7 protein-coding genes are annotated in these 9,298 nt (G+C 72.5%); all 7 read right to left on the bottom strand.

Going from position 1 to position 9,298, the window contains the following annotated elements; genetic code table 11:
* Positions 1-131 precede the first annotated feature (131 nt).
* Positions 132-512, bottom strand: coding sequence for a nucleotide pyrophosphohydrolase (locus RIF68_RS16385; protein WP_309051998.1), 381 nt, complete (start codon positions 510-512; stop codon positions 132-134).
* Entirely contained in the window at positions 509-2,023 is a 1,515-nt protein-coding gene (locus RIF68_RS16380) for an ATP-binding protein (protein WP_309051997.1), read from the bottom strand. The genes RIF68_RS16385 and RIF68_RS16380 overlap by 4 nt, the downstream gene beginning before the upstream one ends.
* A 55-nt stretch (positions 2,024-2,078) precedes the next feature.
* Positions 2,079-2,507 (bottom strand): cell division protein SepF, encoded by a 429-nt coding sequence (locus RIF68_RS16375; RefSeq protein ID WP_309051996.1) that lies wholly within the window; start codon positions 2,505-2,507, stop codon positions 2,079-2,081.
* A 198-nt stretch (positions 2,508-2,705) separates the two neighbouring features.
* Complete coding sequence (locus RIF68_RS16370) at positions 2,706-4,601, bottom strand: rhamnogalacturonan lyase (protein ID WP_375165076.1); 1,896 nt, start codon at positions 4,599-4,601, stop codon at positions 2,706-2,708.
* Between the two features lie 424 nt (positions 4,602-5,025).
* The gene (locus RIF68_RS16365) at positions 5,026-5,208 is read right to left on the bottom strand and encodes a DUF6191 domain-containing protein (RefSeq protein WP_309051995.1); all 183 of its coding nucleotides are present in this window, start codon (positions 5,206-5,208) and stop codon (positions 5,026-5,028) included.
* Positions 5,209-5,397: 189 nt separating this feature from the next.
* Complete coding sequence (locus RIF68_RS16360; protein WP_309051994.1) at positions 5,398-6,033, bottom strand: T6SS immunity protein Tdi1 domain-containing protein; 636 nt, start codon at positions 6,031-6,033, stop codon at positions 5,398-5,400.
* Between the two features lie 8 nt (positions 6,034-6,041).
* Positions 6,042-9,298: polymorphic toxin-type HINT domain-containing protein (locus tag RIF68_RS16355; RefSeq protein WP_309051993.1), on the bottom strand; the 3,257-nt coding region annotated here is incomplete at its 5' end.

The following is a 9,298-nucleotide window of genomic DNA, read 5'->3' as shown; positions in this document are numbered from 1 at the left end:
TCCACCAACACCGCCCCCGTTCGTACGACTTACTGCCCACTCAGTCCACTACCCAGAGTGAGGCCGTCCGAGCCTCCGCACCAGAGGAATGCGGAAATCTGTGGACAGTAAGCCCGATGGGGAAAAGCTGATCACTCCGAAGAGTGACGATCATCCGGCACGGCCCCTTCCCCACCCCCTTCGGCGCCTCGCCGCACCGGGAACCGGAGTTCGTTCCGGTCGATCTTGGCGGCGAGAGCGGCCAGGGGATCGATCCCGAGCACCCCGCAGAACTGCAGGAGGTAGGCGAGGACATCGGCCACCTCGTCGGCGACCCGGTGCGCCGTCACCGGATCCTCCATCACCCGTTCCGCCTGGTCAGGGGTCAGCCACTGGAAGATCTCCAGCAGTTCGGCCGCTTCCACGCTGAGCGCGGCGGCCAGGTTCTTGGGCGTGTGGTAGGGCTGCCACTCCCGGGCCGCCGCGAATTCGGCCAGCCTGCGCCGCAGTCCCGCTACGTCGTCGTCCGTCACGGCGTCAGGTCTACCACCGTCACCCCGGCGACACCGCGCGCCTCCTCGGCCGTACCGGTCCCGGCGGCCGCCGCGACGCGGATGTGCCCGTCCCCGGCGATGGCGGCGGCGAGGCCGGCCAGTTCACGCGCCTGCCGCCCGTCGAGCCCCCGGTCCAGGTCGTCCGCGAGCAGGGTCAGGCTCTGCATGGCGTCGGGCACCTCGGCGATCCGGTCCATCGCGAGCACACCTGGCCCGGTGAGCAGGGTCAGAGCCAGCGCGAGATAGCGCAGTTCACCGTCGCCGAGGCGACCGAGCGGGGTCACCGGGCGCCCGCCGCCCCGTTCGAGGACCGCGCGCACCAGGCCGCCGGGCAGCTCCTCCACCCCCACCCCGGTGACGGGCCCCGCGCACCCCGCCGCCGCGACGGCGGCGAGACGCCGGTGCCGCCGGGGGCATTCGTTGTGGGTGCGGTGGAGGACCTCGGCCAGGTTGCCGCAGTGCCGGAGGAGCCGGCCGTCGCCCGGCGGCACCGGGGTGCGCATGCCCTCGGGGCGCGGCTCGCAGGGGAACACCGACCGCAGCCCCAGGACGACCTGTTCGGCGGCGGCCAGCACCTCGCGCTGGCCCTCCGTCTTGCCGGCGACCCGCAGCGGCAGCAGGGCCGTACCGAGCAGGTCGTCGGGGAGCGGGGCGCGGGTGACGGGTGTGGCACCGGCGGTCAGCCACTCGGCCTGGACGGCGCTGCGGCCGGGGTCGCGCAGGGCGGTGGCCAGCAGCGTACGGCCGTGGCGGGTGAGGCGCTCACCGACGATCCGGAGCCGGGGTTCGGCCTGGACGGCGAGGTCGAGGCGGACGGGGCCGGCCGGTCCGTCGACCGTGCATCCGATGCGGAACCCGCGCCTTCCCTCGGCGTCGGGCCGCGCCCGCTCCGGAACCAGGTCGGCCGCGTCCGGGAACACCTCCTCGAGGGGATCGCCCGCGCCGAGCCGGGCGAGCGCCTCGTACGCGCGCAGGGTGGTGGTCTTGCCGCTGCCGCTGGGGCCGGTGAAGAGGGTGACCGGGCCGAGGGTGTGCGCGACGGCACGGCGCCCGGCGAAGGCGGAGAGCCGCAGCTCGGTCAGCGCCGGCCGGGCGAACACGGCTCCGCCGGCAGGACCGGCCGCGGCGGCGCGGGAACCGGACCCGGCCGGCCCCCGCGCCCCGGGGACCAGGGACGCGGCGCCGGGCGTCACCCCCGGCGCGAAAGCCCCCGGGGCGGCGGCACGGGTGCGCCGCGGGTCGGGGGTGCGGGCCTCTGCTGTACGGAGCTCCGGAGTCCGGGCCTGCGGGGTCCAGGGTTCCGGGGCGCCCGGGCCGGGGGCCCCGGCGCGGGACGTGCGGGGCTCCGCGTCCCGGGTGCCCGGGGCAGGGGACTCCCGAGCCCAGGGGACCACGGTCTCGGAGTGCGGGTTCCCGCGCCCCGGAGGGTGGGCTTCCGGGGTGCGGCTGACGGGCGTACGGGCGGGCGTGGGGCCGCCGATGAGGTCCATGCCCGGACCGTACGCAGTCGCGAACCTGACGAACCGTTACACCGTGTGGACCTTCCTACGAACGGGGGACACCGGCCGTCGCCGCACTGCCGACGGCCTCGTCGTCCTCGGCCGCGCCCTCGACCTCGGTTCCGGGAGGCGCGAGAAGGAAGACGTTCCGGTCGACCCGGTGCATGCCGCTGCCCAGGCCGAAGACGACACCGCTGGTGAAGTCGAGGATGCGCTTGGCGACATCGGTGTCCGCGCTGGTCAGGTCGAGAAGGACCGGGACCTGGGCGATGAGGTACTCGGCGACCTCACGGGCGTCGGCGAACACCTGCACCCGCAGCACGACCATGCGGCGCTGCGCGGCGGACTCGTACTGCTCGGGAATCGTGCGGTGATCGACCCTGGACGGCCATTCGTCACGGCCGCGCAGGGGCACGACCTGGGCCAGGCCCTCCCACTGCTCGTCGGTGACGTCGTACCTCTCGTACCTACTCATGGGGCCATCCTCCCGCTCCTCACCCGTTCGGCCCAACAACGACACGAAGTCGGCCGTGGCACACCTGCCTCGTACCCCCGGGTTCCCAGGCGAAGGCCTCCGCCGGCCGGCGCGGTCCCTCGCGGATCTCGCACCGTACGTTACGGGGAGGGGGCGATCCTGCCCCTGCCCGGGCCGGGCACCCGGTCCGCCCGCTCCTCAGGGCGTGTGGACGGTGGGGCGCGGCGCGGCCGGCATGCCGGCGCCGAGGAAGAACCCGGGGTGCGGTGGCTGGTTGTACGCGGTGTTCTGCCAGGCGAGCGCGGTGCGGTACGTGGTGTCGTGGAGCAGCGTGGTGATCCTGGTGCCGGTCGGGTGCGGGGTCGAGTGGATCCGCAGGGCGCGGTTGTCCGACGTCCGCCAGACGATCTCCTCGCGCCAGTCTCCGAGGAGGTCGCCGGAGAGGACGGGGGTGGCCTTCGTACCGTTGTTGGAGGAGACGCCGGAGCCGGTGAGCAGGCGGGTGTCACCGGTGGTGCCGTACTTGTCGACGCGGGTGCCGTCGAGGAGCTCGCGGACGGGGTCGCCGTCCCACCAGGCCAGGAAGTTGACGCTGGACGGCTCCCGGCCGAGGGAGGCGCCGGTGGCCGAGCGCAGGGTGGTGTCGGAGGCGGACCAGGCCTCGGCGCCGGGGCTCGCGGCGTGGATGTCGGCCGCGACGCCCCGGCCGTTGTCGGCGCCGGAGGCGGTCTGCCACAGGAGCTGCCCGGTACGGGCGTCGGCCAGCCAGGAACCGGGTTTGCCCGGGTCCTCGGAGACCTTGAAGTACTCCAGGCCCGGCCGGGACGGGTCGAGGTCGCCGACGTGGCCCGCGTCGCCGTGGCCGAGCCGGGTGGTCCAGAGTCCGGCGCCGTTGTCGTCGACGGTCATCGCGCCGTAGACGATCTCGTCCCTGCCGTCGCCGTCGACGTCCGCGACCGAGAGACTGTGGTTGCCCTGGCCGTCGTAGCCCTTGCCCGCGTTGGTGGAGGAGTTGGTGTCGAAGGTCCACCGGCGGGTGAACCGGCCGTCCCGCCAGTCCCAGGCCGCGACGACGGTACGGGTGTAGTAGCCGCGCGCCATGATCAGGGAGGGCCGGGCGCCGTCCAGGTAGGCCGTTCCGGCGAGGAAGCGGTCGACGCGGTTGCCGTAGGAGTCGCCCCAGGAGGAGACCGTGCCCCGGGCGGGGACGTAGTCCACCGTGCCGAGCGCCCGGCCGGTCAGGCCGTCGAACATGGTCAGGTACTCGGGGCCGGTGAGGACGTAACCGCCGGAGTTGCGGTGGTCGGCGGAGGCGTTGCCGATCACCGTGCCCGTGCCGTCGCGGGTGCCGTCGGCGGTCTTCATGGCGACCTCGGCCCGGCCGTCGCCGTCGTAGTCGTAGACCTGGAACTGCGTGTAGTGGGCACCGGAGCGGATGTTGCGGCCGAGGTCGATCCGCCACAGCCGGGTGCCGTCCAGCCGTATGCCGTCGAGGATCGTGTTTCCGGTGTGTCCGGCCTGGGAGTTGTCCTTGGCGTTGGTCGGCTGCCACTTCAGGACGAGGTCCGGGCGGCCGTCGCCGTCGAGGTCGCCGGGACCGGCGTCGTTGGCCTCGTAGGTGTAGGCCACTCCGTCCGGGGTCGTGCCGCCGGCCGGGGGCGACAGCGGCACGTCGAGGTGACCGGAGCGGAACTGCAGGGCGGGCTCGGAGGCGGGCTGCTCGACGCCGTTCACCACCGGCCGGACCGTGTACGCGGCGGAGGCGGGGGCGCCGGCGTCGAAGTGGTTGGTCGAGGTGGTGAGCGGTGCGGAGGTGAGCCGTGTGGCGCCCCGGTAGACGTGGAAGCCGACGCCGTCCGGGTCGGTGGCGAGCCACCGCCAGGACACCAGGTTTCCGCTGCCGGTGTGGGTGCTGGTCAGGCCCCGGTCGAGCCGTTCGACCTGTCGTCCGGTGGCGGCGTGGGCGGGCTGCGGCAGGACGGCGGGGGCGGCGAGGGCCAGCGCGGCGGCTACCGCGAGGGTGGCGGCGAACCGGCCGCGCCGGCGGGCTCGGGGGCGGGGGGCCGGCGGGTGGGTGGGGGGTGCGTCGGTCACGGTGACCTCCGGGAGGCGGGGGACGAGCACGGTGGCGCACGGGAGAAGGCGGTGGGGATCCCTGGTCCGGCATCACGGGCGTTCGAGATGTCGGACGCCGTTCGTCGGCGTGGTCGCGGGTCGTTCGGGGCGCCGGCGCTCTCCTCACCGCGCTGTTCGGTATGTCGTCACGGGCTCGAAAGGGTGGGCGTGACCGTAGGCAGCGCCGCTCGCCGTGTCAACGGTTCGGACGGGGCCGCGCCTTGAGGCAGGGGCCGGGCGACCGGACCCGTCGACCGATGGCGCCGGCGACGACGGCCGGAACCGTCCTTGACCGGGGACCCACCCGGGCGCAGGTGTCCCCGAACCGGCACCCCGGGGCCGGCCACCGCAGAAGAGGGGGGACGCGGGCACGCCTCCGCCGGTGGCAGGGGCGTACGCGTCCTCAGGCGGGGTCCTGCCGCGCCGCGGGGAGGCGGATCACGACCACGCCGCCGTCGAGGTCGATCGGACCCCGGTCGGGGTCGGCGTCGCCGACCTCGTCGAGCGTGAGCTCCAGGCGCCGGCGCTCCTCCTCGGTATGCCGCCGACCCGGAGCGAACAGCTCGTTCAACGCGCCACCGAACATGATCACTCCTGTCGTACGCGGGCTTGGCCCCTCATCTTACGAACGCTCGTGCGGTCGCGGAGGGGTCCGGGGCGTGCCCTGCCCCACAGGTGACCGCGGCCGGGAGCGCTGCCCGCGCGCACGCGCGTACGGGCCCACCCCCGGTAAAGGGGACGGGCCCGTACGTTTCGGCAGAATCCGACCGCTCGGTCAGGAACCGGACTCCGGCGGCGTCACGGCGATGCCGCCGACCGGAGTGCCCTCCGGCAGTTCGCGGATCTGGAGCGCGATCTGGGTGCACAGTTCGAAGTACACCTGGCGATCGGTGAGCTCCATGTTCTCCACGGCGTCCTCGCCTCCGAGGGCGAGCGGCACCTTGTAGCCGACCACCTGGTCGAAGGCGAGCGGCACCGTGCCCGGGTGGGCGTCCCGCCAGTCCTCGAAGCAGGGGTGGGCGAGCGCGTCCTCGTCCTCGTCGGCCACGGCCTCGAAGAACTCGTCCAGTCCCAGACCGGTCTTGTAGTACTCACCCTCCGCCGGGTCGATCATGATGACGTAGCGGGGGCGCGCTCCGGGGTCGCGGACGTCGAAAAGGAGCTCACGTCCCGACCAGTCGAAGGCGAAGGGGAAGTAGCGCCCCTCCACTCCTTCGATCATCCGGGCACACGCCTCGTACGACGTGAAGGCCGACGCGGGCGTGTGGAACCGAAGGAAACCGTCGGCCAAGGTCCTCCCCGCCGCCTTCCGGAACAGGTCGGTCAGGGTGGCGGGCACCTCGCGCCCGTCCTCACCCGTCTCCACGGTTCCCGTCACCGGAAAACGGCGCAGGAGGACCTCGAACGACATCACCACTCCTATTTGATCTCGACCTTACCGATGGTGTCACCCGGCTTCAGGCCGAGCTTCTTGATCCGTGCCGCGATCTGCGCGCCGAGGCTGCGGTTGACCGACCGGTCCAGCGGCCACATGTTCGAGAATACGTCCTTGCCACCGAGCTGCAGGTCGACCGCGTGGTCGACGTCCTCGTCGGAGTCGACCTTACCGCCGCCCTTCTCGAAGGTGCGCCGCTGGTTGGTGCGCTTGCCGACCCGGGTCACCACGAGGTTGGCCGAGTTCAGCAGGGCGACCTTGGCGTCGGCCTCCTTCTTCTGGTCGGCGGTCCACCCCTCCTTGTACTCGAGGGTCAGGACGGGGCAGTGCGTGTTGTGGACCAGGACGTCCTGGTCCCCGAGCCGCACGTAGTAGGTGTGGGCGTCGCTGACCGTCAGGTTGTAGACGGTCGTCCGCTCCTCCCACTCCTCGACGGCCGAGATGCGGATCTCGACACCGGAGCTGGTCCGCACGGACGCGCCGACCTCGAGGTCCCCGGCCTTCACCCACTCCCGCAGTTCGGGAACCCAGAACGGGTGGGCGTCGGTGGCGACCACGCTGCGGGTGGCGCCGTCCTTGGCACCGCCGTACAGGGTGATCTTCGCGAGCTTCTTCCTGCCCTTGCCGACGATGGTGCCGGTGACCGTCCGGACGCTGGTCTCGCCGGTCTTCGGGTCCGTCGCGACGACCTTGTCACCGACCCTGACCTTCTCGATCGGCTTGTGCGAGCCGTCGGCCATCAGGACGAGGGTGCCGCCCTTGAAGCTGTTCGGCCTGGCCGGACAGGTGGCGCTCTCCATCTCCTGCTCGACGGTCTCCTGCGCCTGCTCCTTGGCCTCCTCGCGGAGTTCCTTGGCCACCTTCTTGACGGCCCTCGCGACCGGCTTCTTGGCCTGGGAGGGCCTGGGCTTCGGCTTCGGCTGGCTGCGCGGCTTCGGCCTGGGCTTCGGACGGGACGCGGCCTTGCGCGCGGCCGCGCGCTTGGCCGCCGCCCGCTTCGCCGCGGCACGCTGCGCCCGGGCCCGGGCCTGTGCCGCCGCCCGGCGTGCCGCGGCACGCTTGGCCGCCGCACGCTGAGCCGCCCGCTTGGCCGCCGCGCGCTTGGCGGCGGCCGCCTTCCTGGCCGCTTCCCGCCTGGCCTTGGCTGCCGCGCGCTTGGCCGCCTCGATGGCGCGCTTGCGGGCCAGGGCCGCGGCACGACGCGCCGCCGCCTGGGCCGCCTTGCGGGCCGCGATGATCGCCGCACGGCGGGCCGCCGCGCGGATGGCCGCCTGGATGGCGATGCGGGCCGCGATGCCGATCAGGATCGGGAAGAACTCGCCCGACGGGTCGGAGAACGTCGCCGGAGCGTTGTTGCTGTAGGCGTACGGGTTCATCGTGGACGGGTTGCCGTAGTCCACCACCGGGTCGACGGTGATGAACCGGCCGGTCGCCGGGTCGTAGTCCCGGGCACCGAGCCTGGTCAGGCCGGTGTCCTTGTCGACCGTGCCGCCGACGAAGCCGCGCTGTCCCGGCCAGGAGGACGGGGCCGCGCCCCGCTCCTCACCGAACGGCATGAGCTTGCGCCGGGTGACCGTCATGCCGGCGTCCACCATGTCGACGACGGTGTTCGAGGAGCCGTGGTGGTCGGACAGCATGACCTGCCGCACGCCGCCCGTGGCCCGCACCGTGACCGCACCGTCGGGATGGGCGTAGAAACGCTCGGCCTTCTTGGTGGTCAGGTCGGGGCTGACGGTCAGTTCGGCGTCACCGAGGTACAGCGTCCTGCTGCCGTCCGCACCGGTGCGGATCAGTCGCGAGCCGCTGGCGTCGTACAGGTAGGAGGTGGTCCTGGTGCCACCGCCCTCCACCGGCTCGGACACCGTGCGGAGGTTGCCCTCCACGTCCCAGCTCAGCGTCTGCGTGGTGCCGTTCTGCTGACGGGTCGTGGTGTTTCCGGCCTTGTCGTACGCGAAGGTGTTGAGCCGCTCCCCGTCCGGGCCGACCGACCTGACCTCGGCCAGGGCGTTGGGCCCGCCGACGCCGGCCTTGCCGTAGGTGTACGTCCGGGTGACGTTCTTGGTGACGTCACCGGCCGGGTCGTGCTCGACGAGCTGCGTCCGGTTCCCGGCCGCGTCGAACTGGAACGACTGCCAGTACGCGTCGGGCCCGCCGACGGTGTCCTTGGACGGGCCGGCCGCGCAGTCGTCGGTCTTCGCCGACCACGCCGAGGTCATCTGCCGCAGCTTGTCGTAGACGAAGCACTGGGTGTCGGTCTTCCCCGCGTCGGGCGCCGCGCCACCGGGGGTGTCCGTGATCTTGGTGACGTTGCCCGCGTCGTCGTACGCGTAGGTGGTGTCACTGATCCGGCCCGGGGACACGGAGCGGTCGAAGATCGACTGCGTCATGCGGCGGGTGAACTCGTCGTAGAAGTACGACCCGTACACCTTCTTGCCGGCCGGGCCGGCCTCGGTGCGCAGGATCTCGCCGAACGCCGAGTACTGCACGTCCCCGAGGTAGGTGGAGGCACCCGTGATGGCGATCGGCAGGTCGTCGGAGTTGTACCGGAAGACCACGCGCTCGCTGACCAGGCCGCCGATGCCCGGCACCTGCGCCCAGGCGAGGTTGCCGGTCGGCGTGTACGAGTAGTCGTAGACGTACGTGCCGGCGAGGCCGGCCTCCTCGACCGGGATGACGGTCTTCGTCTGCTTCACCCGGTAGGCCTCGTCGTACGCGGTGACCTCGTCACGGTACTCGCGGCCGTTCTCGTAGCGGATCGCCGCCGTGGGCAGTCCCTTTCCGAGGGTGTCGTAGATCCACTGGAGCCGCATCGGGCCGGTGGCGCTGCCCTCCCGCAGCGACGTCGGGCGACCGCCCGCGTCGTACGTGGTCACCGTCGTGTTGCCGCGCGAGTCGGTGATCGAGGTGACGTTGTCGGACAGGTCGTACGTGTACGTCGTACGGCCGCCGTCGGGGTCGACGACCGCCGTCTGGCGACCGCGCCCGTCGTACTCGAACGTGGTCACGGCACCGCCCGGGGCCGTGACCTTCCTCAGGTTGTCGAGGGCGTCGTACTCGTAGAGGGTGTCACGCCAGGCACTGCGGTCGTCCTTGGTGTACTCGCGCAGCTTGACCACATTGCCCTCGGCGTCCTCGAACGCGGCCGTGACGGTCTCGCCCTTCGGCGGGATCGTCGTCGAGACGTCCCCGTCCACCTCCGTGGTGGTGCGGAGCTTCTCCACGCCGCGGTGGTAGGTCACCT

The sequence above is a fragment of the Streptomyces sp. genome (genome assembly GCF_031178505.1).
GTDB classification, from domain to species: Bacteria; Actinomycetota; Actinomycetes; order Streptomycetales; family Streptomycetaceae; genus Streptomyces; species Streptomyces gulbargensis.
This window is presented reverse-complemented; position numbering and strand designations above follow the sequence as displayed.

Excerpts from the sequence above, each read along its gene's own strand:
- RIF68_RS16380 (WP_309051997.1), bottom strand. The coding sequence starts at position 2,023 with ATGGACCTCATCGGCGGCCCCACGCCCGCCCGTACGCCCGTCAGCCGC.
- RIF68_RS16375 (WP_309051996.1), bottom strand. The coding sequence starts at position 2,507 with ATGAGTAGGTACGAGAGGTACGACGTCACCGACGAGCAGTGGGAGGGC.
- RIF68_RS16365 (WP_309051995.1), bottom strand. The coding sequence starts at position 5,208 with ATGTTCGGTGGCGCGTTGAACGAGCTGTTCGCTCCGGGTCGGCGGCAT.
- RIF68_RS16360 (WP_309051994.1), bottom strand. The coding sequence starts at position 6,033 with ATGTCGTTCGAGGTCCTCCTGCGCCGTTTTCCGGTGACGGGAACCGTG.